We start from the raw sequence: 26919 nt of genomic DNA, 5'->3' as shown, positions 1-26919 counted from the left end.
GCAGCCGGGCAGGGGGTTACTCCAGCCCGGCGATGATCGCGCGCAGCGTCTCGATCCCTTCGCCCTTCTCGGACGAGGTCAGCACGATCTCGGGGAAGGCGGCCGGGTGCTTCGTCAGCGCCTTGCGCACCTGATCCAGCACCTTCTCGCAATCCTTTGCGCTGACCTTGTCCGCCTTCGTCATCACGACCTGGAAGGGGACGGCAGCGCGGTCGAGCAGCGTCAGGATTTCCTCGTCCACCGCTTTCACGCCGTGACGCGTGTCGATCAGCACGAAGGCGCGGCGCAGCGTGGCGCGGCCCGACAGATAATCCTTCAGCAGCGCCTGCCATTTCGCGACGACCGCGACGGGGGCCTGCGCGAACCCGTAGCCGGGAAGGTCGACCAGATAGGGACCGTCCTGCGTGGTGAAATAATTGATCTCCTGCGTCCGGCCCGGCGTGTTCGACGCCCGCGCAAGATTGCGGCGGTTCGTCAGCGCGTTGATCAGGCTCGACTTGCCAACATTGGAGCGGCCCGCGAAGCAGACCTCGATCCGGTCGGCAGGCGGCAGCCCTTTCATCGCGACGACGCCCTTGAGGAACTCGACGGGAGCGGCGAAGAGCTTGCGACCGCGCTCACGCGAAAAATCGTCGGGGGCCTCGGCTAGCGGGAAATTCAACTCCATCAGAGTACCTCGATCTTGTCGCCGCGCGCGATGCGGCCCGGTTTGGTGACGAGGCAGAACACGCCAAGGTCGGTATGCCCGTAGTGGCGTTCCAGCTCTTCCAGCATGTCGATATCGCGTTCGCCCGTCTCGATATTGGCGTCCGTCGCACGGCAACGCCCGATACAGGCGCGCAGTTGCAGTTCCGCCTCGCCAACGCGCACCGTCTTGCCGATCAGGTCCATCTCCGCGAAAGGCTCCCAGCCCTCGACCCAGAGATTGGCGCGGAAGCGGCGGCGGTCGATCTGCTTGCCCACTCGTGCCGAGAGATCGTCGAGCGAGGCCTGCCCGATCAACGAGACATAGGGCAGGGGATCGTCCGTGAAGGCCCGGTCGGGGCCGCGCACCAGCGCAGTCGGGCGCGGTGCACTGTCCGGCCAGAAGGTGCGCAGCCATTCGAATAGCTTGCGCTGGTCGGCTTCGCGCTCGGGGTCGATCTCGAGATGCCACTGCTCGGGATGCTCCAGCAGGATGTGCCCGTTATCGAGCATCCGAGAGGTGACCCCCATCAGCCCCGGCGCGGAGCGCCCGATCACGAAGTTGATCTTCTGGCCCCAGCTATCGGCACGTCCCTCCGCGCCGACGCCCACCTTGGAGCGCTCGTGCAGCACCGCCCACTCCCGGTCGCAAGGCAAGACGCGCCCCTCTTCAAGGGACGCGTCCTTCAGTTCCTCTACCCCGATCGACTTGATCGGATGTCGGTAGATGCGAGAGAGCGTTGCGCTCATTTCTTCTCTTCGGCGGGTTTCTTCCGCTGGAAGCTCTCTTTAATATTGCCGAACAGATCCGGGCGTTTCCCGTGCATCGACATGATCGTGTACTGCTGCAGGAACGTGATCGTGTTGTTCGTGATCCAGTACAGCACGAGGCCCGAGGCGAAGCTGCCCAGCATGAACATGAAGACCCACGGCATCCACGCGAAGATCATCGCCTGAGTCTTATCCGTCGGCGCCGGGTTCAGACGCTGCTGGAACCACATCGACACACCCAGCAGGATCGGCAGGATACCGAGCGACAGGATGAAGAGCGGCGAGCCCGGATCGGGCGCTGCGAAGGGCAGCAGGCCGAACAGGTTCAGGATCGAGGTCGGATCGGGAGCCGAAAGGTCATGGATCCAGCCGATCCACGGCGCGTGATACAGTTCGATCGTGACGTAGATCACCTTATAGAGCGAGAAGAAGATCGGGATCTGGATCAGAAGCGGCAGACAGCCCGCGGCGGGGTTCACCTTGTGCTTCTTGTACAGCTCCATCATGCCCTGCTGCATCTTCTGGCGGTCGTCGCCGGCAGCTTCCTTCATCTTCTCCATCTCGGGCTGCAGCTCTTTCATGCGCGCCATCGAGATGTAGGACTTCCGTGCCAGCGGGAAGACGATCAGCTTGATGATGAAGGTCAGTGCGATGATCGCCCAGCCCATGTTGCCGATCGCGCCATGCAGGAAGTGCAGCAGGCGGAACATCGGCTTGGTGAGGAAGTAGAACCAGCCCCAGTCGAGCGAGTCGACGAATTTCGGGATCGGGACATTGTCCTGATAGTCGCGCAGGGTTTCCCATTCCTTCGCACCGGCGAAGAGGTGGGTTTGCGCGTCGCCCTTGGCGCCCGGCGCGACGTCGATCACCGGCAGGCGGGTCTCGGTCTGGTAGATGTCGGACTTCTCGCCCGAATATTTCACGACCGAGGTGAAGGGGCCCGAGATCGGCGCCAGAACGGTCTGCCAGTATTTGTCGGTGAAGCCAGTCCAGCCGGCGTCCTGCACCTGCTTGATCTCGGCCTGACCCTCGGCGCCCTTGTTGTCGAGCTTGGTGACGTTCTTGTATTTGATCTCTTCGAGATTGCCGTCATCCATCGCCACGAGGCCTTCGTGGAGCACGTAGACGCGGCGCTCCTGCGGGATGCCGTGACGCGCGATGATGCCGTAGGGGGCAAGCTTCACCGCAGCGTCGGTGCCGTTCTGCACCGACTGCTTGATCGTGAAGAGATACTTGTCGTCGACCGAGATCTCGCGCTGGAAGGTCAGGCCGTGGCCATTGTCCCATTGCAGCGTAACCGGGGTGTCGGGCGTGAGCTTGCCGTTGCCGACCTGCGTCCAGACCGTGTTCGGACCGGGCACCTGATCGCCGGGCAGACCGCCTGCGGGCAGCCAGCCATAGACGACGTAATAGGGCAGGGTCGAATTGCTGGTATCGCCGCCGATCGGCGACAGAAGCCGCACGTCGGGCGAATCCTCAGCCAGCGTTTCCTTGTATTTCTTGAGCGACAGGTCGTCGAAACGCCCGCCGAGAGTCGAGATCGAGCCCTCGACCGCGGGGGTGTCGATCTCGATGCGCGCGGCGCTCTGGGATTGGGCGCTCGCGGCTTGGGACATCGTCGCCGTATCGACCGGCGCGCCTGTGGAGTCGGCGGCGGTCTTCGGTGCGATATCAGTGGCTTCGGGCGAAGCGCTCTGCTCTGCGACCGGTTGGCTCGGTGCCGTTGTCGTGTCTTCCGTGGGCGGGAAGAAGTAGGTCCAGACGCCCAGCACGAGCGCGGAAAGCACCACCGCGAGAATGAGATTCTTGTTTTGGTTGTCCATGAAGCCCTAATTCCACAAGCCTGTCGAAAACTTGCATGGGTTCAACAGAAGGGGCAGCCAAAGGTCAAGCCATTTTCCCTTGAAACAGTGGATCGGGCATGGTTTGCCATCACGCTTTCGGCCCGGATCCGGGGTCCGCAGTGGCAAAGCCCGGTCTGCGACTCGGTTTGCGGCCCGGGCTTTGGGGTGGTTCAACGCCTGCCGATTTGCGGCGTCGCGTCGAGCTTGGTGCGATGGCGTTCCGCCCATTCGAGGAATTCGCTGATCGGCATCGGCGCGGCAATCGCCGGGCCCTGCACCGCCGAGCAGCCCAACTGGCACAGCATCGCGTGTTCGGCGATCCCCGGCACCCCTTCGGCGAGTGTCTCCAGTCCAAGACCTTCGGCCATCGACACGATCGCGGCGGTCAGGCGCTGGTGTTCGGTGTTGTGGTCGATCTCCGCCGTGAGCGAGCGATGGATGCGCAGCCGCTGCGGCCCGATCTGGCGGATCGTCTCCGCCGAGACGGGTCCGGAGCCGAAACCCGCCAGTTCGATCAGGCAGCCGAGGCGCTTGATCGCGTGCAGCGTATGGCTGCAGACCGGATCGTCGAGCCGCGCCACCATCGCCTGCGGGACGATCAGCCGCAGCCGGGTCGGGGCGACCTCGAAGCGATCGAATTCCCAGGCTAGCCGCTCGGCCAGCTTCGGGTCGCTCATCTGCCCGGGCAGGAAGGGAAGCGAGGCCGGGCCGAAGTCGCTGCCGTCGCGGGCGATGTCGCGCAGCGCGCCGAAGGTCGCGTAGAGCATGACCTCGGAGAAGCGCGCGCCAAGCCCTGCAGCCTCGATCGCGGGAAGTATCTCGCGTTCGGTCATAATGCCGCGTTGCGCATGAAGCCAGCGCGGAATCGCCTGGAATCCGCTGATATAGCCTGTGTCGGTGGAAATCTGCGGCAGGAAAAACGCCTTGATATGGCCCGCTTCGAGCGCCTCTCCGACACTGGCGGACAGCGGATGCGGGCCCGGCTCTTTCGTGGCGATCTTGTCCGAGCGGGAGGAACGGATCGCCCCCGGGCCGGACTGCATCGCGCGGTTGGCCGCAGTCTCGGCGCGCGAGAGCGCCGCCTCCGCCTCTGTGTTGGCGCGCGCGTCAGCCTTGGCCTGCGTGGCCGCGTCGTCGCGATAGGCCGGGGTCGCAGCACTTCGACCCACGAGGTGAAACCCGATATGCATGGTGATCTCCTGCGCCTGCTCGGCGATCACGTAAGGCTCGCTCACCGCTTCCTGAAGGCGGCCGCAAAGCTGGATCATCCCTTCGAGGCCAAGCCGCGGCGTCGGGCGCAGCAGCACCGCGAACCGCGCGCCGTCCCAGCGCGTGACCACATCGCCGCTGCGCAACTGCGCCTGTAGCCGTTCGCCAATCCGGCGCAGCAGAAGGTCGAATTCCTTCGGGTGCAGTCGCCGCAGAACCTGATCGGGTGTGTCGAGCCCGAGGATCAGGCATCCGGTCGGGCGGTTGCGCTGCTGTGCGTCCTGCAAGGAGGCGGCCATCTCGGAAATCGCGGCATGCGGCGGCAGCAGGCCGGTCGCGGGGTCGCATCCTTCCTCGTCGATCTCGGGCGGAACGGGCAGGGGGCGTGTCATCCAGCCCACCAGAATCGCGGTCAGACCGATCAGCACCATCGCCTCCGGCCCGACCCAAAGCAGGGCGAGCCCGCAGGCCGGCAAAAAGGCGATCATCTCGCGTCGGAGCAGAACCGGACCCGGCTTGCCGTTATACCTGGCGCGCAGCTCTGATTTGCGGGCGGCGCGCTTGCCCCCGTCATTACCCATGATACCTACCCCCGTGGCACATGCGGGCCCCTCAAGGCCCCCCTTCGCCAGTAAGGCTAGACGTCATTTGTGATCAGCCGGTTAATCGCGCTCGCGCAAATCCGGGACGTTTTCGTTAAAATCCGCTTCACCCTCCGCGCGGCGCTCGAGCCCCGCGAAATCGAAGATCGAGGGGTCGCACAGATGCGAGGGGCGTGCGTTCATCAGCGCCTTGAACATCTTGTTCCGGCGGCCGGGGGCGTTCTTCTCCCAGCCGTCGAGCATCATCTTCACCTGCTGGCGCTGCAGCCCGTCCTGAGAGCCGCAGAGGTCGCAGGGGATGATCGGATAGTCCATCGCGCGGGCGAATTTCTCGCAATCAGCCTCGGAGACGAAGGCCAGCGGGCGATAGACGAAGAGATCGCCTTCCTCGTTCAACAGCTTCGGCGGCATCGTCGCAAGGCGCGAGCCGTGGAACAGGTTCATGAAGAAGGTTTCCAAGATGTCATCGCGGTGATGGCCCAGCACGACCGCCGAGCACCCTTCCTCGCGCGCGATCCGATAGAGGTTGCCGCGCCGCAGCCGCGAGCACAGCGCGCAATAGGTGCGGCCCTGCGGGACCTTGTCCATTACGATCGAATAGGTGTCCTGATATTCGATCCGATGCGGCACGCCCATCTTCTCGAGGAATTCCGGCAGCACGGTTGCAGGGAACCCCGGCTGGCCCTGATCGAGATTGCAGGCCAGCAGCTCCACCGGCAGCAGCCCGCGCCACTGCAGGTCGTGCAGCACGGCCAGAAGCGTATAGCTGTCCTTGCCGCCCGAGAGGCAGACCAGCCACCGCTGCCCGCGTTCGATCATCCCGTATTTCTCGATCGCCTCGCGTGTCTCGCGCACGATGCGCTTGCGCAGCTTCTTGAACTCGGTCGTCGAGGGCGCGCCTGCGAAAAGCGGATGGATCGGGCTGTCTTCGTCATCAAGCATCTGGAGTGTCCTTCGCGTCATGCGCATGGGCGCAACGATGGGCGGCGTCAAATTCGGGATCGGCGCCGGGCACCGGGTCATAGCCATGCCCGCCCCAGGGGTGGCAGCTCAGGAGCCGCTTCCCGGCCAACCATCCACCCTTCACCGCACCATGCCGTTCGAGCGCTTCGAGCGCATAGGACGAACAGGTCGGCTGGTAGCGGCATCCATGCCCCATCCAGGGGCTCAGCAGTAAGCGATAGGCGTGAACCGGCAGGGCGAGGATTCGGGCGAGGGGGCTCATTTGCGTTTGCTCCCCTTGGGTTTGCGCGGCCGCGGCGGGGAGATCGGCAAATCGTGAATGATCGTGAGCACAGTCTCGAATTCGGCCAGCATGGCGGCGAAGTCGCGGGTGGCGGTCGCTTCGGGGCGCCCGACCAGAACATAGTCCCAGCCCGGCCGACCCGCCTTGGGCAGAACCTGCCGTGCGATCTCGCGCAGGCGGCGTTTGGCGCGATTGCGCGCCACCGCGTTGCCGAGCTTCTTCGAGCAGGTGAAGCCCACGCGGATCAGATCGGGGGCGACGGGCTCGCCCTCGCGGCGCTTGCGCGCCTGCAGCAGAAAGCCGGGCATTCCCTTACGCTGCGCCGAGGCCGCTTTCAGGAAATCCGCCCGCTGCCGCAAAACCGCGGTCGGACGAGTCGGATCATCTGAGCGTATGGCGGCCATCAGGCGACCTCCGGCGAATAAACGACGCGCAAAATAGCGAAGCCGCCGGTCTTTTCACCGATCCGACCCGAGGGCCCGACCTGCGAAAAGCATCCGGCGGCGTCAAAAGCCAGTCGCGGCTGTAACGGCCTTAAGCCGACAGACGCTTACGGCCCTTCGCGCGACGGGCGTTGAGAACCCGGCGTCCACCCTTCGTGGCCATGCGGCTGCGGAAGCCGTGGCGACGGGCGCGAACGAGGTTCGACGGCTGGAACGTGCGTTTCATCGTTTTCACTCCGGTTCGGGCCCAGAAACAGGATTCGAGGGCCAGATAGCATTTCGAAGCCGCTCTTTAGTGACCTCTCCCCTCCAAGTCAATTCGCCAAAGCGGGTTTTTCCGGCTTTTCCGGTCGCTTCGCACGGATCGTGACCGCTCACGGGGTTTTGCCTTCTGCGCGAGCCGCCTATCTTGTGCGCAAAGCGCGGCTGACGCAGGGGACGGTATCCTTGCATCCTGACCGGCGGTGCATCAAGAGTGACATTGAAGGGGACGGGCCGACCCTGTTGGGCGGCCTTGCGTTTGATAGGCGATGAAAGTGAACACTCTTTCAGGACGTTTTCTGATCCTGACCACGGTTTTCGTGGTGCTCGCCGAGGCGTTGATCCTTTTGCCGGGTTTGGCGAATTTTCGCGAAGACTATCTTTTGACGCGACTTGAGCGCGCGCAGATCGCCTCGCTTGCGCTTCTGACCACCGACACCACCATCGCGCCCGATCTGGAAAAAGAGCTTCTGTCCAATGCGGGCGTCTTCAACGTGGTGCTGCGCAGAGACGCGGCGCGGCAGCTGGTGCTGTCCTCGCCGATTCCCTCTCCGGTGACCGAAACATACGACCTGCGCGATTCGACGGAATGGACGCGGATTCGCGATGCGGTCCACGCGCTCTTCGATTCCGGGGATCGTGTGATCCGGGTGCTGGGCCAGCCGGTGCAGAAGGGCGGTATCGTGATCGAGGTGACGCTCGCGACCGAACCGATGCGGATCGCGATGGTCGAATACGGGCTGCGGCTCTTGTCGATCTCGGCGGTCTTCTCGGTGATCACCGCCGTTTTGCTGTTCCTCCTCGTGCGCCGGCTGATGGTCGTGCCGATCAAGCGGCTGGTCGCGCATATGTCTTCTTATGCGGACGCGCCCGAGGATGCGCGGCGCATCATAACCCCGCAGGCCAGCGTCGAGGAACTGCGCGTGGCTGAAGAGGCGCTGGCCTCGATGCAGCAGCAGCTCACCGCGTCGCTGCGCCAGAAGGAGCGTCTCGCGCAGCTGGGCCAAGCGGTCGCCAAGATCAGCCACGATCTGCGCAACATCCTGACGACGGCGCAGCTCTTCGCCGATCGGATGGAAAGCTCCGACGATCCCGGCGTGAAGCGCGCCGCCCCGAAGCTGACCGGCTCGATCGAGCGCGCGATCAACCTGTGTGAAACGACGCTCGCCTTCGGCAAGGCAAAGGAGCCGCCGCCGACGCTGTCGCGCTTCATGTTCGGAGAACTGGCGCAGGAAGTTCTGGAGAACGAAGAGCACCCGAGCGAGGGCCCGCTCGTCGATTTCGTCACCGACATGCCGCCGAATTTGGTGATCCGCGCCGACCGCGAGCAGCTCTATCGCGTGCTCAACAACCTCGTGCGCAACGCCCGACAGGCGATCGAGGCGACCGGCCAGAACGGCACGGTGGAGATCGGCGCAGGTGAGAATGCCGATGGCTGGTGGATTCGCGTGCAAGATAGCGGCCCCGGCCTGCCGGAGACTGCGCGCGAACACCTTTTCAAGCCCTTCACCGGCGGGACCCGCGCGGGCGGCACGGGGCTGGGCCTGGCCATCGCGGCCGAGTTGATTCGTGGCCATGGCGGGCGTCTGGACTTGGTGCGGACCGACGGCAACGGCACCGAGTTCCGCATCTTCCTGCCCTCGGATATCGCGCTGGATTGCGCCTCCGAGAAGGGCGCGGGCGCAATTTCCTGAGCCTGCGCGGGGTTACGTTCCGGGAGGTGCGTGCCGATCTTCAGGGCTTCCGCGAGGGCATCCAAGAATTTTGACGGTTTTCCAAAATTGCCTCGAATTTGCTCTTGCATCGCTCCGACGTGGCCGTTACATCGCCCCACATAAGCGGACCCGTAGCTCAGCTGGATAGAGCACTTGACTACGAATCAAGGGGTCGGGCGTTCGAATCGTCCCGGGTCCGCCATTTCCCCCTCCTGCTGAAAACCAATGCCTTGCAGGCCATGCCTGTCGTTCGCGCCGTTGTCTGCTGCGGTCTGCGCGCTCTGTCGGTCGTGCATGTTGCGCCGTGGGCCCTCGGTCGTTCTTAGAGTTGCCTCGTCCGACAAGCTCTCGCTGCGCTGCGAGAGGAGCTCCGGGTCGCGCATGGGTGTGGGGTGCCGCGGAGATGTTTGAAGGGTGGCTATGGGCGCTGATCGACGCTCTGCGCCCTCTCCCGGGCGGGGTCCAAAGGCAAGACGCTTGGAGGTCCTCTCGAGGCTCTCTCAGGCGTCTGTCGGGAGCGCCGTGATGCTCAGCTGCTTTCAGAAAACAAAACCCTCGGAAACGCGAAACCCCGCCACGAAGGGCGGGGTTTTCGGCGTATCGAAGTTTGTTTGGTGGAGCCAAGGGGAGTCGAACCCCTGACCTCTTGAATGCCATTCAAGCGCTCTCCCAACTGAGCTATGGCCCCACCGGAGGTCCAGCGGGTAGCCCCGCTGTGTGGGGAGGCGTATAGGCAAAGCGCCGCGGCGGCGCAAGAGGAATTTCGCCCCGAACCGCGCGAAAATTTCGTCACTCTTACCTTCCCGAACGTCAGCCTTCATCCGCACCCGGAAACGGTGCGCGAGGCTGCGTGCCCGGGCCCGGCGCGGCACCAAAGAAAAAGGCGCCACGGTTTCCCGTCGCGCCTTGATCAATGGTCCCGAGCGGCCCAGCCGATCAGTTGTCTTCCTTATCCTCGGTGCTGACATCCGCGATGTCATCGAGCGAGACATTGTCGTCATCGTCGTCGTCGTCGAGCAGATCGTCGTCGAGATCCACGTCACCGTCATCGGTGTCGAGATCGTCATCTCCGAGACTGACGTCATCGTCTTTCTGAGACGACGTCTTGTCGGTCGTAAGCGTACGACCGCTGCCCGAGGTCAGAGCCTCGAGGGTAAAGGTGTTGTTGCAGACCGGGCAGGTCATCGGGTCGTTATTCAGGTCGTAAAACCGGCTCGCGCAATGCGGGCACAGACGCTTGACGCCCCATTCCTCTTTCGGCATGGAATTCTCCTGCGCACTTAATCCAGCAGAGTCGCAGCCACCTGCCACATGCCGGGCAGGGTGTCAAAGCCTTTTCGTGCCTTTTCTGGCCGGGCTGCGATCCGTGGGCCGCCTCATGCTGTCGAACCTTTCGGAGAAAACTTCTGTCCCGCACGCCCCCCATTCCGGAACTGCCTGAGGTGGAGTTGGTTCTGCGCCGCTCCGGGCGTGCGCGCAGGTTCTCGTTGCGGGTGTCGCGGGTGGACGGCCGGGTGGCGCTCACGATCCCGCGGGGTGCGTCCGAGCGCGAGGCTTTGGCCTTCGCGCGCTCGCAAACCGAATGGCTGCGCAAGACCCTCGGTGCGATTCCGCCCGCGCAGGCGGTACGATTCGGGCAAGGTATCCCCTTCGAGGGGCAGATGCTGACATTGGAGCCCGCACGATTGCGCAGCCCGAAGATCGACGGCGCGCGGCTCTTGGTGCCCGAAGACCCAGCGCGTCTGGGCGTGCGGGTCGAGACCTTTTTCAAACACGCGGCCCGGATGCGGCTCCATGCGGCCAGCGCGCGCTATGCCTCCGAGATCGGGCGCGACTTCGCCAAGATCACGATTCGCGATACGCGCTCGCGCTGGGGCTCGTGCAGCTCCACCGGGGCGCTCTCCTATAGCTGGCGCCTGATCATGGCGCCGCCGGAGGTGCTCGACTACGTCGCGGCCCATGAGGTCGCGCATCTCGAGGAGATGAATCACTCGCCCGCCTTCTGGCGCGTCGTCGAAGCCCTGCGTCCGAGCTTCAAGACAGAGCGCGCCTGGCTCAAGCGTGAAGGGTCCGCGCTGCATGCGATCCGGTTTCGAGATTGACCCCGGCCGCTAACGTGATCACAAAAAGCGCATGACCACGATTTCCACACGCCCCATCGAGACCGCAGCGCATGATCGGCTCTACCGCGCCTTGCGTCAGCAGATCATGGTGGGGGAGTTGCTGCCGGGCACCGCGTTGACGCTGCGGGGCTTGGGCAAGCAATACGGTGTCTCCATGACCCCCGCGCGCGAGGCGCTGCGGCGGCTGGTCGCTGAAGGGGCGCTGACGCTGTCGAGTTCGGGCCGCGTCGCCACGCCGGAACTGTCGAACGAGCGGATCGAGGAACTGGCGGCGCTGCGCGCACTGATCGAGCCGGAGCTGTCGGCCCGCGCCCTGCCGCGGGCGCACCTCGCGCTGATCGACCGTCTCGGCGCGATCAACGTCGCCAATGCGGAGGCCGTCGCGAAGCAGGATGCGGTCGGCTACATCCGCACGAACCTCGAATTCCACCGCACGCTCTATCTGCGCGCGCAGGCGCCCGCGATGCTCGCGGTGATCGAAACCGTCTGGCTGCAGCTGGGGCCGACGATGCGCGCCGTCTACACCAAGCTGCAGCGCAACGAGCCGCCGCGGCACCACCGGATGATTCTCTCGGCTCTGCGTGCGGGCGACGAACCGGCGCTTCGATTGGCCGTGCGCACCGATGTGACCCAGGGTTTGCGTCACCTGGCCCAGCGTGGCTGGTAAAACCGCCCCTTAAGCGATGCGTGAGGGGCATAAAAACGGCTTGGGCGACTTGACGCGAGACGCCATTGCCCGTATTCCGCGCCAACAGATTTTCGGGCGCTGCCATGCGGCGCCTTCTCATGTTGGGGCCGGGCGCGCGATTCGCGTAACTTCGGCCAGGTAAGAAACGAAGGAAGAATGCCATGTCGCGCGTTTGCGAACTGACCGGCAAGGGCCCCACGACGGGCAACAAAGTGAGCCACGCGAACAACAAGTCGCGTCGTCGCTTCCTGCCGAACCTGAACGATGTCTCCCTGATCTCGGACACCCTGGGCCAGAGCTTCAAGCTGCGCGTTTCCGCAGCCGGCCTGCGCTCGGTTGACCATCGCGGCGGTCTCGACGCGTTCCTCGCCAAGGCGAAGGATGCAGAGCTGTCGGTGAATGCTCTGAAGATCAAGAAAGCGATCGCGAAAGCTCAGGCAGCCGCCTGATCCTTTCCGGATGCACGGTTACGAAAACCCCGCGCTTCGGCGCGGGGTTTTTGCTTATGCGGCGTTATCTGCCGTATTTCCCTCCCTGCGTCGTCACGCTAGTGTGAGCGCCATGTGGAGGACGCGCTTCAAGTTGCCAATCGGGATCGCCGCGGCGCTCATGCTGGCCATGACCAGCATGACGATGGCGGTCGCACGCGGTCAGGCGCGCGTCGCGGGCGAGGTGGTGCTCTGCACCGGCTACGGCGTGACCACGGTCAGCGTCGATGCCGAGGGCAACCCGACCGGCCCCGCCCATATCTGCCCCGACATGGTGCTGACGATGATGGCCGCCGTCGCGCTCGCGCCGGCTCTGCCGACACCGCCCCAGGGCGAGGGGCGCAGCGTCGAGACGGTCGAGCCCGAGACCGCGCAGGCGCAGGCCGTCGTGGTGCCGCGCGCCCGCGGACCGCCCGTGCCCGTCTGATCCCAAGCTTTCAGACGAACACACCCACAGGAGACGCAAATGATCCGCAAATACCTGATGAGCGCGGCCCTGATCGCCGCAGCTCTCCCCGCCTTCGCCGCCGAACCGATCCAGATCCTCGACCCTTACGTCCGGGTCTCCACCCCGATGTCGAAATCGGCGGCGGCCTTCATGGAGATCAAGAACATCTCCGATCTCGACGATCGCCTTCTCTCGGTCAGCTCGAACGTCGCCGCGCGCGTCGAGCTACACACCCATAAGCAAGGCCCGAATGGCGAGATGCAGATGCTTGAGGTCAAGGAGGGCTTCGAAATCCCCGCCAAGGGCGAACATGTCCTGCAGCGTGGCGGCGATCACGTCATGTTCATGGGGCTGAACCAGCCGCTCCATCAAGGCGACATGGTCACGCTCAACCTGCGCTTCGAGAAGACGGGTCTGATGGTCGTGGACATCCCGGTCGATCTCAACCGCGATCAGCCTGCCGCACCGTCGCAGGAGACCGCGCCGGTCGCCGATCCGCAGATTTCACATGAAGACATGACCCACGGGGAGCCGGAACATACCGAGCCCACGATGGACAAGAAAGAAAGCGATATGTGATCGGGGCAGGGCGGCGCTCAGCCGCCCAACTGCTCCAGCATCTCGGCTGCGGCCGCAGAGGCCGCGCTCTCGCCGCTGGCCACGGCATCGCCCAGCTCGCGCATCTTTGCCCGGATCTCCGGGTCCTGACGCAGTCTTGCAAGAAGCCCTTCGCGGACCTCTGCTTCGAACCAGTGCCGCGCCTGCTCAGCCCGGCGCTGATCGAAATGCCCGTTCGCGCGCCGCCACTCGGCCAGCGCGGTCATCTCGTCCCAAGCCTTCTCCAGCCCGTTCGCTTCCATCGCCGAGACCGGCAGCGCCTTGGGGAACCCTTCGGGGTCCTGAGGCCGCTTGCGCAGCAGCCGCAGCGCGCCCGCGTAATCCGAGACTGTCCGCATCGCGGCCGGTTTCAGATCGCCATCCGCCTTGTTCACCAAGATCAGGTCGGCCATCTCCATGATGCCGCGCTTGACGCCCTGCAACTCGTCGCCGCCAGCTGGGGCCATCAGCAGCACGAACAGATCCACCATCTCGGCCACGAGCGTCTCGGACTGGCCGACGCCCACGGTCTCGATCAGCACCACGTCGAAGCCCGCCGCCTCGCACAGAGACACCGCCTCGCGGGTACGCCGAGCGACGCCGCCGAGATGCGCTTGGCTAGGCGAGGGACGGATGAAAGCATTGGGATCGCGCGACAGGCGCTCCATCCGGGTCTTGTCGCCCAAGATCGAGCCGCCCGAGCGGGCCGAGGAGGGATCGACCGCCAGCACGGCGACCTTCAGCCCCTTCGCGGTCAGCATCATCCCGAAGGCTTCGATGAAGGTGGATTTGCCCACGCCCGGCGTGCCCGAAAGCCCAATGCGCAGCGCCTGACGCCCTTCGCCTGCCAACGTATCCAAGAGTTCGACCGCCTGCGCGCGATGCTCCGCCCGGCCCGATTCCACCAGCGTGATCGCGCGGGCCAAGGCGCGGCGATCGGAGGCCAGAATGCGCGGAGCGAGGTCGGCGGGGCTTTGTTTGGTCATCGGCAGGCTTTCGCTGATTTTGGGTATTCGTGTCAAAAATGACATCAGACGTGAAGACTTATCGGTTACTTGCCTGCACCCTGCGACCTATGTCCAGACCCAATGGGAAATTCCTGACACGAGGATGCCAATGACATCTCTTTCGAACCGTTTGCCCCGCGCCTTGACCGCTGCGCTGACAGCGGCGCTGGTGATCGCGCCCCTTGGCGCAGCGCCCGCACGCGCCGAGCAAAGCGACAAGATCGTCTTCGACGTGGTGCTCAAAGGCATCCGCGCGGGCGAGCTGGCGATCAACGGCAAGATCACCGACGGGGCATATGGCGCGAACGGTGTGCTGCAGACGGCGGGCCTCGTGGGGCTGCTGCGCAAGATCAAGTTCTCGGCCAGCGTCTCGGGGCTTCATGACGGCCAGAAATTCACCCCGCTCAAGTATTCGGAGGTGGACGACGCGCCGGGGCGCAAGTCGAAGCACCAGATCGTCTACAACAACGGCACGCCCGTTTCCGTCAGCCAGCAGCCGCCGCGCAAGCCCAAGCCCCGCGATGTCGATCCCGCGAAACAGGGCGGCACGGTCGATCCGCTGACCGCGCTCTATGCGGTGCTGCGCGATGTGCCGCGCGACGAGGCCTGCAAGCTCGACGTGAAGATGTATGACGGTGCGCGGCGCTCTCAGGTGCGCCTCTTCGATCCGAAACCGGACGGCAAAGATCTCGTCTGTTCGGGGGAATATCGCAGGCTCGAAGGGTTCTCGGAAAAAGACATGAAGGAAAAGAGCCGCTTCGCCTTCACCCTCTATTACGAGCCGAGCCCGAAGGGCGGTTTGCAGGTCGACAAGATCGAGACCGACACGCTCTATGGAAAAGGCCGCCTCACTCGGCAATAAGGGGCGGGTGAATACAGACCGCCTCTCTCTTCCGATCGACGTGGTGCTGCCCGATCTGCGGGCGGCGCTGTCTGCGCATGGCCGCGCGGTGCTGATGGCGCCGCCGGGCGCGGGCAAGACGACCCGCGTGCCCCTCGCGCTGCTCGACCAGATCGAGGGCCGGATCGTCATGCTGGAGCCGCGCCGTCTGGCCGCGCGCGCCGCCGCCGAGCGCATGGCGGACACTTTGGGCGAAAAGGTCGGCGAGACGGTCGGCTACCGCATCCGGGGCGAGGCGAAGGTCTCGAAAGCCACCCGTATCGAGGTGGTGACCGAAGGCATCCTGACCCGCGTGCTGCAATCCGACCCGGAACTGACCGGCATCGGCTGCGTGATCTTCGACGAATTCCACGAACGCTCGCTCAATGCCGATCTGGGGCTGGCGCTGGCATGGGAGGTGCGCGGCGCGCTGCGCCCCGATCTGGCGCTGGTGGTGATGTCGGCCACGCTCGATGCCGAGCCGGTGGCGGCGCTTCTAGAGGATGCGCCGATCGCGGTGTCCGAGGGACGGGCCTATCCGGTGGAGACGCGCTGGCTGGACCGGCCGGTCGACAGTTCGATGCGGTTCGAGGCCGCGATGGCTGGACTTATCACGGAGGCCGCCGAGGCCACCGACGGTAGTCTCCTGGCCTTTCTGCCGGGCGAGGGCGAGATTCGCCGCGTCGAAGCTCTGCTGAAGGGCCGCCTGCCACCCGATATCGCGATCCGCCCGCTGTTCGGCGCGATGGAATTCGCAGCCCAACGCGCTGCCATCGCGCCCGCGCCCTCGGGCCGCAAGCTGGTGCTGGCCACCGCCATAGCGGAAACCTCGCTGACCATCGAAGACATCCGCGTCGTCATCGACGGCGGCCGGGCCCGCCGCGCGCGCTTCGATCCAAGCTCCGGCATGGCGCGATTGGTGACAGAGCCCGTCTCCCGCGCCGAGGCCGAGCAGCGCCGGGGCCGCGCGGGCCGCGTGGCGGAAGGCATCTGCTACCGGTTCTGGACCAAGGGCGCGGAAGGCGCGCTGCCCGCCTTCGCCCCGCCCGAGATCGAGGTGGCCGACCTCACCGGCCTCGCGCTGGAGCTCGCGGTCTGGGGCACCGATGGCGGCGATCTGGCTTTCCTGACCCCGCCGCCCGCGCACGCGATGGCGGAGGCGCGCGCTTTGCTGGAAGAGCTCGGCGCGCTTAAATCGGGGCTGATCACCGAACACGGCCGCAGGCTCGCCAAACTGCCGCTGCATCCGCGCCTCGGGCATATGCTGTTGACCGCTGGCCCCGAGGCCGCGCCTCTCGCTGCCCTATTGGCCGAGCGCGATCCCCTGCGCGGCGCGCCCGCCGATCTGACTCTGCGCCTCAGCGCCATCCGCGACCCGAAGCGTTTCGAGGCGAACCATCCCTACACGCCCCATCGCGGCACGATCGAGCGTATCCGCTCCGAGGCGAAGCGGCTGGCCCGCCTCGCCCCCGAGACGCCCGAGACCTATTCGCCCGCCGAACAACTCGCGCTCGCCTATCCCGACCGCGTCGGTCTGCGCCGCAAGGGCGATGCGCCGCGCTACGTGCTGTCAGGCGGCAAGGGCGCGGTGGTGGCCGAGGGCGATCCGCTGGGCGCACAACGCCTGATCGTGGTGAGCGATCTCGACGGCGATCCGCGCGAGGCGAAAGTGCGCCAAGGCATCGCGATCTCCGAGGCCGAGGTTCGCCGCCTCTTCGCCGATCAAATCGCGTGGCACGATGTCTGCGACTGGTCCAGGCGCGAGGGCCGGGTGATTGCGCGCAAGCACGAACGGTTCGGCGCGCTGGTGCTGGACGATCGCGTCTGGAAAGACGCTCCGCGCGAGGCGTTGGCGCGCGGCGCATTGGCCGGGCTGCGCCAGATCGGGCTGCCGATGACGCCCGCCGCACGCCGCCTTCAGGCGCGGGTGGAGCTACTGCGCGGGCAGGGGGCCGATCTGCCGGATTTCTCGGATGAGGGGCTGTTGGAGAGGGCGGAGAACTGGCTTCTGCCCTATCTGGGCAAGGCCCGGACCGAGGCTGATTTGCGCAAGCTGGACCTCACCGATCCGCTGCGCGCCGCCCTCGACTGGGAGCAGATGCAGCTCGTGGATCGTTTGGCTCCTGCGCATTTCGAGACCCCTCTGGGCCGTCGCGTGCCGATCGACTACGCGGGAGAGGCGCCGGGGATCGAGATCCGCCTGCAGGAGATGTTCGGCGTCACCGCCCATCCCACGGTCGGCCCGAAACGCCTGCCGCTCAGGATCACGCTTCTGTCGCCCGGCCACAAACCCATTCAGGTGACGATGGACCTGCCGGGTTTCTGGGAAGGCTCCTACGCCGATGTGCGCAAGGATATGCGCGGGCGCTACCCCAAGCACCCGTGGCCCGAAGACCCGCGCGAGGCCGATCCGACCTTGCGGGCCAAGCCGCGCAAGTAAGCTATGCGCACCGTGCGGATTGACCCGACGGGAGGCTTTCGCGCATATGGCCCGGGGCAACGAGGAAAAAACATGACCGAAACGCTGAGCTTCGAGGACCGCAAGCGCCTCGTGATGACCGTGCTGATGACGCCCGATCAGGCGAATTTCTCCGGCAAGGTGCATGGCGGCGCGCTGCTGAACTGGCTCGACCGGGTCGCGTTCTCGCTCGCCTCGCGCTACTCGCAGCGCTACGCGGTGACGCTGTCGGTCGATCAGGTGACCTTCCAGCAGCCGATCAACGTGGGCGAGCTGGTGACGTTCCGCGCCAGCGTGAACCACACGGGCCGCACCTCGATGGAGATCGGCATCCGCGTCGAGGCCGAGAACATCACCGCAGGCACGCGGCGGCACACCAATAGCTGCTATTTCACCATGGTCGCGGTGGACGAGGACGGCAAACCCGCCGCGGTGCCGAAACTGGAGGCGGAGACCGCAGAGGAGCGCCACCGCTGGCGCGCCGCCGAACTGCGCCGCGAACTGCGCCGGGAATTCGCCGCCAAGATGGACGCGGCGGCGGATCACGGCGAGGGGTAGGCCTCACGCAACGGTGAAAGACGGAAACGGGTGGTCCGATGCGTTGAACCTGCGAAAGGAATTCACGCATGAGACAAACCTCCCCCAATCTTTCCCGACGAAACCTTCTGCGCGCGCTCGCGGCCTCTCCGGTCGCTGCTGGTGCTGCGACGTTTCCGCTGGCCGCGCGCGCCGAAGCCAGTTCTGCCGCAACGGCCGCCGGGTTGATTACGCCCAATGTCTGTCTGGTGATGCCGGAAGTCACCGAAGGCCCCTATTATATCGACCCAAATCTGGTGCGCGCCGACATTACCGAGGACCGGACGGGCATTCCGCTGGTATTGCAGATGCAGGTCGTCAATTCCGATTGCACCCCGATCGAAGGCGCGCGCGTCGATGTTTGGCATTGCGACGCCGAGGGCAATTATTCAGGCTATGCGAACCAAGGCTCCGAGGCCACGCTCGACACCACCGGCCAAACCTTCCTGCGCGGCACGCAGATGACGGAAGCGGGCGGGCTTGTGCAATTCCAGACGATCTATCCGGGCTGGTATCGCGGGCGCACGACTCACATCCATTACAAGGTCTTCCTCGACGAGGTGACCGTGCTGACCTCGCAAATCTTTTTCCCCGATGCGCTGAGCCAGTATCTCTATGACAATATCGCGCCCTATACGCGCGAAAGCACCCGCGACACGATCAACGCAAGTGACGGGATCGCGCATCAGGCAGGCGATGGCGCCTATGCAGCGCTGCGCGAGCAGAGCGAGGGGTATGTGGCGCAGCTCGTGGTGGGCGTGAACCCGGATGCGGTGAGCGAGGCAGGCAATGGTGGTCCGGGCGGCGCAGGCGGCCCGAACGGAGCCCCTCCCGGCCCGCCGCCGGGCGATGCGGGTGGCATGGGCCCCTCCGGGTCTGGCGATTGGACGCCGGACGATCTGGTGCCCGAGAAGGACAGCTGAGCCTTTCGACGGCCAAAAAAAGGGCGCCCCGCGGGGCGCCCTTTCGCATTTCTCACGACCCTTGGCCTATCAGGCGTGGATCGCGCCGTCGCCGCAGGCGAGCGCGGCTTCGCGCACGGCTTCGGAGAAGGTCGGGTGGGCGTGGCAGGTCAGCGCCACGTCTTGCGCCGAGGCGCCGAACTCCATCGCCACGCAGATCTCGTGGATCAGGTCGCCCGCGCCGGGACCGATGATGTGGCAACCGAGGATGCGGTCGGTTTCCTTATCCGCGATCAGCTTCACGAAGCCGTCCGACTGGAACACCGCCTTGGCGCGGCCATTGCCCATGAAGGAGAACTTGCCGACCTTGTAGGCGCGGCCGTCCTGCTTGAGCGCCTCTTCGGTCTGGCCCACCGAGGCGACTTCCGGGGTGGTGTAGATCACGCTCGGGATCACGTCGTAGTTCACGTGGCCATGCTTGCCCGCGATGACTTCGGCGACGGCCATGCCTTCGTCCTCGGCCTTGTGGGCGAGCATCGGACCGGTGACCGCGTCGCCGATCGCGTAAATGCCCTTCGCGGAGGTCTGCCAATGCGCGTCGGTTTTCACCTGACCGCGCGGCAGCATCTCGACGCCGACGCCCTCAAGGCCCAGACCATCGGTATAGGGCTTGCGGCCGGTCGCGACGAGAACGGTTTCGGCTTCGATCGAAGCCTCGCTCTCATCCTTGCGCAGCTGGTAGTTCACCGTGGCCTTGCCGTTCTTCACGTCGACGCTCTGGACGGCGGCGCCCATGACGAATTTCAGGCCCTGCTTGGACAGGATCTTCTGGAAGTTCTTGGAAACCTCGCCGTCCATGCCGGGGGTGATCGCGTCGAGATATTCCACGACGGTTACATCCGCGCCGAGACGGGCATAGACCGAGCCCATTTCCAGACCGATGACGCCCGCACCGATGACGACCATCGACTTCGGGATCTTGTTGAGCGACAGCGCGCCGGTCGAGGTCACGACGGTCTTCTCGTCGATCTCGATGCCCGGCAGCGAAGAGGGTTCGGAGCCGGTGGCGATCACGATGCTCTTGGCGTTATGGACGTCCTCGCCCACTTTCACCTTGCCGGCTTCCGGGATCGAGCCCCAGCCCTTGAGCCAGTCGATCTTGTTCTTCTTGAACAGGAACTCGATGCCCTTGGTGTTGCCGTCGATGACTTCCTGCTTGTAGGTCAGCATCTGCTTCCAATCGACCGAAGGCGATTTGCCCTTCAGGCCCATCTTGGCGAAGTTATGCTCGGCTTCGTGCAGCTGATGCGTGGCATGCAGCAGCGCCTTGGAGGGGATGCAGCCCACGTTGAGGCAGGTGCCGCCGAGGCTGTCGCGGCCTTCGACACAGGCGGTTTTCAGGCCCAGCTGGGCGCAGCGGATGGCGCAGACATAGCCGCCCGGGCCGCCGCCGATCACGATCACATCATAGTCAGCCATTGTTCTTGCTCCTTGGATTGGGGCGCGAGGGGGCCTCGCGCCGGGAGGTCAGATCAGCGCGGCAACTGCCAGCGCCAGAATTGCGAAGAAGGAAAAGCCCCAGATGAGCGAGCGCCACGGCACCCAGCCCAGCAGATAGGACGGAATGTAGAGAACCCGCGCGATCAGGAAGATCCAGGCGAAGGCCGCAGTGGCGGCGCTCGACTGCCCGGTCAGGCCGATGACCAGCGCGACGGGGGCGAAGAGGATAAGCCCCTCGAAGGAGTTGTTCATCGCGCGCTGAATCCGACCGAGCAGGGTCGAGATCGGCGGCGGCGTCCTGTCGCGCGGAGAGACGGGGTATTTCGTGCCGAGCTCGGTATTCGCTTTGACCGAATAGGCGACCATCAGCCCCAGATGGAGCAGGATCGCGAGGATGAGCACGGTGAGTTCGGGGGTCATGGGTCGCTCCCGGTGGAGAGGGCGGACCGGAGGGCTGTCTGCCCCCCGGACCCCCCGAGGATATTTGGCAAGAGCGAAGGAGGCGGGGGCCGCCGCCTTCGTCCCAAGTCGCTTACCTTACAGGTCCATAAGCAGGCGGCGCGGATCTTCCAGCGCTTCCTTGACGCGCACGAGGAAGGTCACGGCGCCTTTGCCGTCGACGATACGGTGGTCGTAGCTCAGCGCGAGATACATCATCGGCTTGATGACGATCTGGCCGTTCTCGACCATCGGACGTTCCTGGATCTTGTGCATGCCGAGGATACCCGATTGCGGCGGGTTGAGGATCGGCGAGGACATCAGCGAGCCGTAGACGCCGCCGTTCGAGATGGTGAACGAACCGCCCTGCATTTCGGCCATCGAGAGCTTGCCGTCACGGGCGCGGGTGCCCATCTCGGCGATCGTCTTCTCGATCGAGGCGAAGCTCATCTGGTCGGCATCGCGCACGACCGGCACGACGAGCCCGTTCGGGGTGCCCACGGCCACGCCCATGTGGACGTAGTTCTTGTAGACGACCTCGTTGCCGTCGATCTCGGCGTTGACTTCCGGGACCTCTTTGAGCGCGTGGCAGCAGGCCTTCACGAAGAAAGACATGAAGCCGAGCTTCACGCCGTGCTTCTTGTTGAACAGGTCCTTGTACTCGTTGCGCAGGTTCATGACGCCCGACATGTCCACCTCGTTATAGGTGGTCAGCATCGCGGCGGTGTTCTGCGAGTCCTTGAGGCGCTTGGCGATGGTCGCACGCAGGCGGGTCATCTTCACGCGCTCTTCGCGCGACGCGTCATCGGCATTGACCGGGCCGCGCGGCGCTTGCGAGGGCGTCGAGGCGACGTTGACCGACGCCTGCTTCGGCGCGTTTTCGGCCTTGGCCACGTCTTCCTTCATGATCCGGCCGTCTTTGCCAGACCCCTGAACGGAGGCCGGGTCGATACCCTTCTCGGCCATCAGCTTCTTGGCCGAAGGTGCATCCTCGACATCCTTGCCGCCCTTGCTGCTGGCAGCGGGGGCTTCGGATTTGGCCTCTTCCTTCGCGGGGGCACTGTCGGAGGCGCCACCGGATTCGCCTTCGGCGATCACGGCAAGCTTGGCCGAGGCATCGACGGTCGTGCCTTCTTCGGCGACGATCTCCTTGAGAACGCCAGCCGCGGGAGACGGCACTTCGACGGACACCTTGTCGGTTTCCAGCTCGCAGAGCATCTCGTCGGCCGCGACCGTGTCGCCGACCTTCTTGAACCACGTCGACACAGTTGCCTCGGTGACCGATTCACCAAGGCTGGGCACCATAACGTCGGTCATTTTTCCCTCGTTCGATTGGGGCTGTTGGGCGGGTTTTTCCGCCGGTTTGTCTTCTGTCTTCTTCGGCGCGGGGCTGGCGCCGGCCTCTTCGATCGTCGCGAGAAGCGCATCGACGCCGACGGTCTCGCCCTCAGCGGCCACGATCTCGCCAAGCGTACCGGCCGCGGGGCTCGGCACTTCGACGGTCACCTTGTCGGTTTCGAGTTCGCAGAGCATCTCATCGGCGGCCACCGTGTCGCCGGGCTTCTTGAACCAGGTGGCGACGGTGGCTTCCGTGACGCTCTCTCCGAGCGTGGGAACGCGGACTTCAGTGGACATCTATTCAACCCTCCAGTGCATCGTTGACGAGCGCGTCCTGCTCGGCCTTGTGGCGGCTTGCCAGACCCGTCGCGGGCGAGGCGGAAGCTGCACGGCCTGCATAGCGCGCACGGGCATGTTTCGCGTCGATCTTGGCGAGGACCCATTCGATATAGGGCTCGACGAAGAACCAAGCGCCTTGGTTCTTCGGCTCCTCTTGGCACCAGACGATCTCGGCATTCTTGAAGCGGGTCAGCTCTTTGGTGACCGCCTGCGCGGGGAACGGGTAGAACTGTTCCAGACGCAGCAGGTAGACATCGTCCAGCCCGCGTTCGTCGCGCTGTGCCAGCAGGTCGTAATAGACCTTGCCCGAGCACATCACGACGCGCTTGATCTTGTCGTCGGACTTCAGCTCCAGATCCGAATTGCCCTGTTGGGCGTCGTCCCACAGCACGCGGTGGAAGCTGGACCCGGTGGTGAAGTCTTCCGTGGTCGAGACCGCCTTGGGGTGACGCAGAAGCGATTTCGGCGTCATCAGGATCAGCGGCTTGCGGAAGTCGCGGTGGATCTGGCGGCGCAGAATGTGGAAGTAGTTCGCCGGCGTCGTGCAGTTCGCGACGATCCAGTTATCTTCCGCCGACAGCTGCAGGAAACGCTCCAGACGGGCCGAGCTGTGCTCGGGGCCCTGACCTTCGAAACCGTGCGGCAGCAGGCAGACGAGACCCGACATGCGCAGCCATTTCCGCTCGCCCGAGTTGATGAACTGGTCGAACATGATCTGCGCGCCGTTGGCGAAATCGCCGAACTGCGCTTCCCAGAGCGTCAGCGCCTTCGGTTCCGCCAGCGAGTAGCCGTATTCGAACCCGAGCACCGCGTATTCGCTGAGCATCGAGTCGATCACCTCGTAGCGGGCCTGACCTTCACGGATGTTGTTCAGCGGGTAGTAGCGGTCTTCGTTGTCCTGATTGACCAGCGCCGAGTGGCGCTGCGAGAAGGTGCCGCGCGTAGCATCCTGACCCGAGAGACGGACCGGATAGCCCTCGGTCAGAAGCGAGCCGAAGGCCAGTGCCTCGGCGGTCGCCCAATCGAAGCCCTTGCCGGTCTCGAACATCTGCTTCTTGTTCTCGAGCAGACGCCCGACCGTCTTATGCAGCGCGAATTTCTCGGGCGCGGTCACGAGCGCCTTGCCGACCTCTTCGAAGGTCTCGGGCGCGATCGCGGTGGTGCCACGCTCGTATTCGCTCTTTTCCTGCTCCATCCCGGACCAGCGACCGTCGAGCCAGTCGGCCTTGTTCGGCTTGAAGACCTTACCGGCTTCGAACTCCTCGTTGAGATGCGACTGGAACGAGGCTTTCATATCCTCGATCTCGCCCTCGGGGATCAGGCCGTCAGCCACGAGACGCTCGGTGTAGAGCTGCAGCGTGGTCTTGTGGGTCTTGATCGACTTGTACATCACCGGGTTGGTGAACATCGGCTCGTCGCCTTCGTTGTGACCGAAGCGGCGGTAGCAGAAGATGTCGATGACCACGTCCTTGTGGAACTTCTGGCGGAACTCGGTCGCGACGCGGGCTGCGTGCACGACGGCCTCCGGATCGTCGCCGTTCACGTGGAAGATCGGAGCTTCCACCATCAGCGCGAGATCGGTCGGATAGGGCGAGGTGCGCGAGAAGTGCGGCGCGGTCGTGAAGCCGATCTGGTTGTTCACGACGAGGTGGATCGTGCCGCCCGTGCGGTGGCCGCGAATGCCCGAGAGCTGGAAGCACTCGGCCACGACGCCCTGACCGGCGAAGGCCGCATCCCCGTGCAGCAGCACCGAGACAACCTTGGAGCGGTCCGAACGGTCAGCCAGCTGATCCTGCTTGGCACGGACCTTGCCGAGCGCGACCGGGTTCACCGCCTCGAGGTGCGAGGGGTTCGCGGTCAGCGACAGGTGGACCTTGTTGCCGTCGAACTCACGGTCGGCGGAAGCGCCGAGGTGGTATTTCACGTCGCCGGAGCCGTCCACGTCCTCGGGCTTGAACGAGCCGCCCTGGAATTCGTGGAAGATCGCGCGATAGGGCTTTTGCAGCACGTTGGCGAGGACCGAGAGGCGACCGCGGTGGGGCATGCCGACCACGACCTCTTGCAGGCCGAGCTGACCGCCCCGCTTGATGATCTGCTCCATCGCGGGGATCAGCGCTTCGCCACCATCAAGGCCGAACCGCTTCGTGCCCATGTATTTGACGTGCAGGAACTTCTCGAACCCTTCCGCCTCGACGAGCTTGTTGAGGATCGCGCGGCGGCCGGTCTTGGTGAAGGTGATCTCCTTGCCGTAGCCTTCGATGCGCTCTTTCAGCCAGGCCGATTGCTCGGGATCGGAGATGTGCATGTATTGCAGCGCGAAGGTGCCGCAATAGGTGCGCTTCACGATATCCATGATCTGGCGCATCGAGGCGATCTCGAGGCCGAGCACGTTGTCGATGAAGATTGGGCGATCCATGTCGGCATCGGTGAAGCCGTAGCTCTTCGGATCGAGCTCCGGATGCTGACCGGTTTCGCGCATGTTCAGCGGGTCGAGATCGGCGGCGAGGTGGCCGCGGATACGGTAGGCGCGGATAATCATCAGCGCGCGGATCGAGTCCAGCACGGCGCGTTTGACTGCGGCTTCATCGACCGGAACGCCAGCCTCGGCGGCCTTCTTCTTGATCTTGTCGCCAGCGGCCTTTCCCTCGGCAGGGGCGGCGGGCCATTCGCCGGTCAGCGCGGCGGTCAGGTCGTCGGCGACTACCGGCGGCCAGTCGCGACGCTCCCAGCTTGCGCCTTCGGCGGATTTCTTCACGTCCTGATCGGGATCACCGAGCGAGGCGAAGAAGGCAGCCCAGGCGGTATCGACCGAAGACGGATCTTCGGCGAACTTGGCATAGAGCTGCTCGACATATTCGGCATTCGCGCCTTGCAGGAACTGCGAGGCATTGAACTGGTCGTTGGGGGATTGGTCGGTCATTTTCCTCACCTTCGGTCGGTGAAACAGGGATCTGTGGAACTCGAACGTCTATCAGCGGCCCATTGAACGGTTGGTTAAACGCTGGGCGCGTGTGGTGGCGGGGTCGCGCGGCGCGCGAACGCCCTCGCGACGGATACAAGGGTGGAACGGGACATGATGTAGGGTCCTTTCCTTCGCGCGCGGGGCCATCACGGATACTCCGAAACCGGCACCTGTCGTCCCGGGCATATTGCCTTCTGGGTCAATGATGTAGGTGCTGATGTCAGGACTTCCATGCAGGGCAGGGATGCGCGCAGTCTGAACTGCGACCGGTGAGCGGACGCCCGCGACCGGAGCGAGGACGCCAAGGGCGGGCTTTCCGGTGCGTTTGGCGACGCGCTCCGTCGCAGAAGAAGACCGGTCCCCTTCGCTGCTTTCAAGCAGGGCGCATGCGACCGTCCCCGAAACGGGGAGGGAGGCGCGCCGTGCGATCCGCAGCGACATGGGTCCGGTCCTTTCCTTGGTCAGGATGCAGGGCCGCGTGCGCCGCGACCCCGCCTGTCTCAATAGGGCTTATTCGCCCTTGATCGCTTTCATCACGGCTTCGCCCAGCGTAGCGGGGCTGTCTGCGACGACGATACCGGCCGATTTCATGGCTTCGATCTTCGATTCCGCGTCGCCCTTGCCGCCCGCGACGATCGCGCCGGCGTGGCCCATGCGGCGGCCGGGAGGGGCCGTGCGGCCAGCGATGAAGCCAGCGGTCGGCTTCCAGCGACCTTTCTTCTTCTGCTCGGCGAGGAATTCCGCGGCTTCTTCTTCCGCCGAACCACCGATCTCACCGATCATGATGATCGATTCCGTTTCCGGATCGTCGAGGAACATGTCGAGCACGTCGATATGCTCGGTGCCCTTGATCGGGTCACCGCCGATGCCGACGGCCGAGGACTGGCCCAGACCCATATCGGTGGTCTGCTTGACCGCCTCATAGGTCAGCGTGCCCGAACGCGACACGACGCCGACCGAACCACGCTTGTGGATGTGGCCGGGCATGATGCCGATCTTGCAGGCGTCGGGCGTGATGACACCGGGGCAGTTCGGGCCGATCAGGCGCGATTTGCTGTCGATCAGCGCGCGCTTGACCTTCATCATGTCGAGGACCGGGATCCCTTCGGTGATGCAGACGATCAGCTCCATTTCCGCGTCGATCGCTTCGAGGATCGAGTCAGCCGCGAAGGGCGGCGGAACGTAGATCACCGAGGCGTTCGCTTCGGTCTTGGCTTTCGCCTCGTGGACCGAGTTGAAGACCGGCAGGCCGAGATGCTCTTGGCCGCCTTTGCCGGGCGTCACGCCGCCGACCATCTTGGTGCCGTACGCGATTGCTTGCTCGGAGTGGAAGGTGCCCTGCGAGCCGGTGAAGCCCTGGCAGATGACCTTGGTGTTTTCGTTGACGAGAACTGCCATGA

25 protein-coding genes and 2 tRNA genes are annotated in these 26919 nt (G+C 64.8%); 11 read left to right on the top strand and 16 right to left on the bottom strand.

The window, feature by feature from the left end:
• Positions 1-16 precede the first annotated feature (16 nt).
• The 8 genes from yihA to rpmH all read right to left on the bottom strand — a co-directional run bounded on the left by yihA (position 17) and on the right by rpmH (position 7025).
• Positions 17-667 carry a ribosome biogenesis GTP-binding protein YihA/YsxC gene (gene yihA / locus BMI91_RS03810; RefSeq protein WP_078599522.1) on the bottom strand — a complete coding sequence of 217 codons (651 nt, stop codon included), beginning with the start codon at positions 665-667 and terminating at the stop codon, positions 17-19.
• The gene (locus BMI91_RS03805) at positions 667-1434 is read right to left on the bottom strand and encodes an MOSC domain-containing protein (protein ID WP_078603997.1); all 768 of its coding nucleotides are present in this window, start codon (positions 1432-1434) and stop codon (positions 667-669) included. The genes yihA and BMI91_RS03805 overlap by 1 nt, the downstream gene beginning before the upstream one ends.
• Positions 1431-3278, bottom strand: a complete 1848-nt coding sequence (gene yidC, locus BMI91_RS03800; protein ID WP_078603996.1) for a membrane protein insertase YidC — start codon at positions 3276-3278, stop codon at positions 1431-1433. The genes BMI91_RS03805 and yidC overlap by 4 nt, the downstream gene beginning before the upstream one ends.
• 191 nt (positions 3279-3469) lie before the next feature.
• On the bottom strand, positions 3470-5089 hold the full coding sequence (locus tag BMI91_RS03795; protein WP_078603995.1) for an EAL domain-containing protein: 1620 nt from the start codon (positions 5087-5089) through the stop codon (positions 3470-3472).
• Between the two features lie 81 nt (positions 5090-5170).
• A complete protein-coding gene (ttcA, locus tag BMI91_RS03790) occupies positions 5171-6052 on the bottom strand; it encodes a tRNA 2-thiocytidine(32) synthetase TtcA (protein ID WP_078603994.1) in 882 nt (293 codons plus the stop codon).
• Positions 6045-6335, bottom strand: a complete 291-nt coding sequence (gene yidD, locus BMI91_RS03785) for a membrane protein insertion efficiency factor YidD (protein ID WP_078519741.1) — start codon at positions 6333-6335, stop codon at positions 6045-6047. Before yidD ends, ttcA begins: the two co-directional genes overlap by 8 nt.
• The gene (gene rnpA / locus BMI91_RS03780) at positions 6332-6760 is read right to left on the bottom strand and encodes a ribonuclease P protein component (RefSeq protein ID WP_078519740.1); all 429 of its coding nucleotides are present in this window, start codon (positions 6758-6760) and stop codon (positions 6332-6334) included. Before rnpA ends, yidD begins: the two co-directional genes overlap by 4 nt.
• 130 nt (positions 6761-6890) lie before the next feature.
• Complete coding sequence (rpmH, locus tag BMI91_RS03775; RefSeq protein WP_075776231.1) at positions 6891-7025, bottom strand: 50S ribosomal protein L34; 135 nt, start codon at positions 7023-7025, stop codon at positions 6891-6893.
• 304 nt (positions 7026-7329) lie between these two features.
• On the opposite strand from rpmH, the gene BMI91_RS03770 reads away from it, so the two are divergent.
• Complete coding sequence (locus tag BMI91_RS03770) at positions 7330-8754, top strand: sensor histidine kinase (RefSeq protein WP_078539797.1); 1425 nt, start codon at positions 7330-7332, stop codon at positions 8752-8754.
• Between the two features lie 146 nt (positions 8755-8900).
• Positions 8901-8977 (top strand) — tRNA-Arg (locus tag BMI91_RS03765).
• 410 nt (positions 8978-9387) lie between these two features.
• Here the strand turns inward: BMI91_RS03765 and BMI91_RS03755 are convergent.
• A tRNA-Ala gene (locus BMI91_RS03755) sits at positions 9388-9463 on the bottom strand.
• 248 nt (positions 9464-9711) lie between these two features.
• Complete coding sequence (locus tag BMI91_RS03750; RefSeq protein WP_078519738.1) at positions 9712-10038, bottom strand: TIGR02300 family protein; 327 nt, start codon at positions 10036-10038, stop codon at positions 9712-9714.
• A 179-nt stretch (positions 10039-10217) separates the two neighbouring features.
• On the opposite strand from BMI91_RS03750, the gene BMI91_RS03745 reads away from it, so the two are divergent.
• The 5 genes from BMI91_RS03745 (at position 10218) to BMI91_RS03725 (ending at position 13101) form a co-directional block, all read left to right on the top strand.
• On the top strand, positions 10218-10877 hold the full coding sequence (locus BMI91_RS03745; RefSeq protein ID WP_244176546.1) for a M48 family metallopeptidase: 660 nt from the start codon (positions 10218-10220) through the stop codon (positions 10875-10877).
• Between the two features lie 31 nt (positions 10878-10908).
• Positions 10909-11565, top strand: coding sequence for a GntR family transcriptional regulator (locus BMI91_RS03740; protein WP_078519736.1), 657 nt, complete (start codon positions 10909-10911; stop codon positions 11563-11565).
• Positions 11566-11747: 182 nt separating this feature from the next.
• Positions 11748-12035: a 50S ribosomal protein L28 gene (gene rpmB, locus BMI91_RS03735; RefSeq protein WP_078519735.1), complete on the top strand. Its 288-nt coding sequence runs from the start codon at positions 11748-11750 to the stop codon at positions 12033-12035.
• A gap of 169 nt (positions 12036-12204) precedes the next feature.
• Positions 12205-12501 (top strand): hypothetical protein, encoded by a 297-nt coding sequence (locus BMI91_RS03730; RefSeq protein ID WP_146684005.1) that lies wholly within the window; start codon positions 12205-12207, stop codon positions 12499-12501.
• Positions 12502-12540: 39 nt separating this feature from the next.
• The gene (locus BMI91_RS03725; protein WP_078546104.1) at positions 12541-13101 is read left to right on the top strand and encodes a copper chaperone PCu(A)C; all 561 of its coding nucleotides are present in this window, start codon (positions 12541-12543) and stop codon (positions 13099-13101) included.
• Between the two features lie 17 nt (positions 13102-13118).
• Here BMI91_RS03725 and meaB read toward each other — a convergent pair whose 3' ends face one another.
• Positions 13119-14105: a methylmalonyl Co-A mutase-associated GTPase MeaB gene (gene meaB / locus BMI91_RS03720; RefSeq protein ID WP_078603991.1), complete on the bottom strand. Its 987-nt coding sequence runs from the start codon at positions 14103-14105 to the stop codon at positions 13119-13121.
• A gap of 130 nt (positions 14106-14235) precedes the next feature.
• On the opposite strand from meaB, the gene BMI91_RS03715 reads away from it, so the two are divergent.
• The 4 genes from BMI91_RS03715 (at position 14236) to BMI91_RS03700 (ending at position 18963) form a co-directional block, all read left to right on the top strand.
• A complete protein-coding gene (locus tag BMI91_RS03715; RefSeq protein ID WP_078603990.1) occupies positions 14236-14988 on the top strand; it encodes a DUF3108 domain-containing protein in 753 nt (250 codons plus the stop codon).
• Positions 14960-17446: an ATP-dependent helicase HrpB gene (gene hrpB, locus BMI91_RS03710; protein ID WP_078603989.1), complete on the top strand. Its 2487-nt coding sequence runs from the start codon at positions 14960-14962 to the stop codon at positions 17444-17446. Before BMI91_RS03715 ends, hrpB begins: the two co-directional genes overlap by 29 nt.
• 72 nt (positions 17447-17518) lie before the next feature.
• Positions 17519-18022 (top strand): acyl-CoA thioesterase, encoded by a 504-nt coding sequence (locus BMI91_RS03705; RefSeq protein ID WP_078519729.1) that lies wholly within the window; start codon positions 17519-17521, stop codon positions 18020-18022.
• Between the two features lie 68 nt (positions 18023-18090).
• The gene (locus BMI91_RS03700) at positions 18091-18963 is read left to right on the top strand and encodes an intradiol ring-cleavage dioxygenase (RefSeq protein WP_078603988.1); all 873 of its coding nucleotides are present in this window, start codon (positions 18091-18093) and stop codon (positions 18961-18963) included.
• A gap of 69 nt (positions 18964-19032) precedes the next feature.
• Here BMI91_RS03700 and lpdA read toward each other — a convergent pair whose 3' ends face one another.
• The 5 genes from lpdA to sucD form a co-directional block, all read right to left on the bottom strand.
• On the bottom strand, positions 19033-20421 hold the full coding sequence (gene lpdA, locus BMI91_RS03695; protein WP_078603987.1) for a dihydrolipoyl dehydrogenase: 1389 nt from the start codon (positions 20419-20421) through the stop codon (positions 19033-19035).
• Between the two features lie 48 nt (positions 20422-20469).
• A complete protein-coding gene (locus BMI91_RS03690; protein ID WP_078603986.1) occupies positions 20470-20862 on the bottom strand; it encodes an MAPEG family protein in 393 nt (130 codons plus the stop codon).
• A 117-nt stretch (positions 20863-20979) separates the two neighbouring features.
• Positions 20980-22515: a 2-oxoglutarate dehydrogenase complex dihydrolipoyllysine-residue succinyltransferase gene (odhB, locus tag BMI91_RS03685; RefSeq protein ID WP_078603985.1), complete on the bottom strand. Its 1536-nt coding sequence runs from the start codon at positions 22513-22515 to the stop codon at positions 20980-20982.
• A 4-nt stretch (positions 22516-22519) separates the two neighbouring features.
• A complete protein-coding gene (locus BMI91_RS03680) occupies positions 22520-25477 on the bottom strand; it encodes a 2-oxoglutarate dehydrogenase E1 component (RefSeq protein WP_078603984.1) in 2958 nt (985 codons plus the stop codon).
• Positions 25478-26029: 552 nt separating this feature from the next.
• A complete protein-coding gene (gene sucD / locus BMI91_RS03675; protein WP_075776193.1) occupies positions 26030-26917 on the bottom strand; it encodes a succinate--CoA ligase subunit alpha in 888 nt (295 codons plus the stop codon).
• Between the last annotated feature and the right edge of the window lie 2 nt (positions 26918-26919).

It is taken from the genome of Thioclava sediminum (genome assembly GCF_002020355.1).
GTDB classification, from domain to species: Bacteria; Pseudomonadota; Alphaproteobacteria; order Rhodobacterales; family Rhodobacteraceae; genus Thioclava; species Thioclava sediminum.
Note: the sequence above shows the minus strand (reverse complement) of the source record. Positions and strands in the feature narration are given on the sequence as shown.

What these genes read in the sequence shown, in the direction of transcription:
- BMI91_RS03715 (WP_078603990.1), top strand. Translation starts at nt 14,236, where the DNA reads ATGACATCTCTTTCGAACCGTTTGCCCCGCGCCTTGACCGCTGCGCTG.
- BMI91_RS03730 (WP_146684005.1), top strand. Translation starts at nt 12,205, where the DNA reads ATGACCAGCATGACGATGGCGGTCGCACGCGGTCAGGCGCGCGTCGCG.
- BMI91_RS03705 (WP_078519729.1), top strand. Translation starts at nt 17,519, where the DNA reads ATGACCGAAACGCTGAGCTTCGAGGACCGCAAGCGCCTCGTGATGACC.
- rnpA (WP_078519740.1), bottom strand. Translation starts at nt 6,760, where the DNA reads ATGGCCGCCATACGCTCAGATGATCCGACTCGTCCGACCGCGGTTTTG.
- ttcA (WP_078603994.1), bottom strand. Translation starts at nt 6,052, where the DNA reads ATGCTTGATGACGAAGACAGCCCGATCCATCCGCTTTTCGCAGGCGCG.
- yidC (WP_078603996.1), bottom strand. Translation starts at nt 3,278, where the DNA reads ATGGACAACCAAAACAAGAATCTCATTCTCGCGGTGGTGCTTTCCGCG.
- BMI91_RS03680 (WP_078603984.1), bottom strand. Translation starts at nt 25,477, where the DNA reads ATGACCGACCAATCCCCCAACGACCAGTTCAATGCCTCGCAGTTCCTG.
- BMI91_RS03750 (WP_078519738.1), bottom strand. Translation starts at nt 10,038, where the DNA reads ATGCCGAAAGAGGAATGGGGCGTCAAGCGTCTGTGCCCGCATTGCGCG.
- hrpB (WP_078603989.1), top strand. Translation starts at nt 14,960, where the DNA reads ATGGAAAAGGCCGCCTCACTCGGCAATAAGGGGCGGGTGAATACAGAC.
- yihA (WP_078599522.1), bottom strand. Translation starts at nt 667, where the DNA reads ATGGAGTTGAATTTCCCGCTAGCCGAGGCCCCCGACGATTTTTCGCGT.
- lpdA (WP_078603987.1), bottom strand. Translation starts at nt 20,421, where the DNA reads ATGGCTGACTATGATGTGATCGTGATCGGCGGCGGCCCGGGCGGCTAT.
- rpmH (WP_075776231.1), bottom strand. Translation starts at nt 7,025, where the DNA reads ATGAAACGCACGTTCCAGCCGTCGAACCTCGTTCGCGCCCGTCGCCAC.
- meaB (WP_078603991.1), bottom strand. Translation starts at nt 14,105, where the DNA reads ATGACCAAACAAAGCCCCGCCGACCTCGCTCCGCGCATTCTGGCCTCC.
- rpmB (WP_078519735.1), top strand. Translation starts at nt 11,748, where the DNA reads ATGTCGCGCGTTTGCGAACTGACCGGCAAGGGCCCCACGACGGGCAAC.
- BMI91_RS03740 (WP_078519736.1), top strand. Translation starts at nt 10,909, where the DNA reads ATGACCACGATTTCCACACGCCCCATCGAGACCGCAGCGCATGATCGG.
- sucD (WP_075776193.1), bottom strand. Translation starts at nt 26,917, where the DNA reads ATGGCAGTTCTCGTCAACGAAAACACCAAGGTCATCTGCCAGGGCTTC.
- BMI91_RS03770 (WP_078539797.1), top strand. Translation starts at nt 7,330, where the DNA reads ATGAAAGTGAACACTCTTTCAGGACGTTTTCTGATCCTGACCACGGTT.
- BMI91_RS03795 (WP_078603995.1), bottom strand. Translation starts at nt 5,089, where the DNA reads ATGGGTAATGACGGGGGCAAGCGCGCCGCCCGCAAATCAGAGCTGCGC.
- BMI91_RS03805 (WP_078603997.1), bottom strand. Translation starts at nt 1,434, where the DNA reads ATGAGCGCAACGCTCTCTCGCATCTACCGACATCCGATCAAGTCGATC.
- yidD (WP_078519741.1), bottom strand. Translation starts at nt 6,335, where the DNA reads ATGAGCCCCCTCGCCCGAATCCTCGCCCTGCCGGTTCACGCCTATCGC.
- odhB (WP_078603985.1), bottom strand. Translation starts at nt 22,515, where the DNA reads ATGTCCACTGAAGTCCGCGTTCCCACGCTCGGAGAGAGCGTCACGGAA.
- BMI91_RS03690 (WP_078603986.1), bottom strand. Translation starts at nt 20,862, where the DNA reads ATGACCCCCGAACTCACCGTGCTCATCCTCGCGATCCTGCTCCATCTG.
- BMI91_RS03725 (WP_078546104.1), top strand. Translation starts at nt 12,541, where the DNA reads ATGATCCGCAAATACCTGATGAGCGCGGCCCTGATCGCCGCAGCTCTC.
- BMI91_RS03700 (WP_078603988.1), top strand. Translation starts at nt 18,091, where the DNA reads ATGAGACAAACCTCCCCCAATCTTTCCCGACGAAACCTTCTGCGCGCG.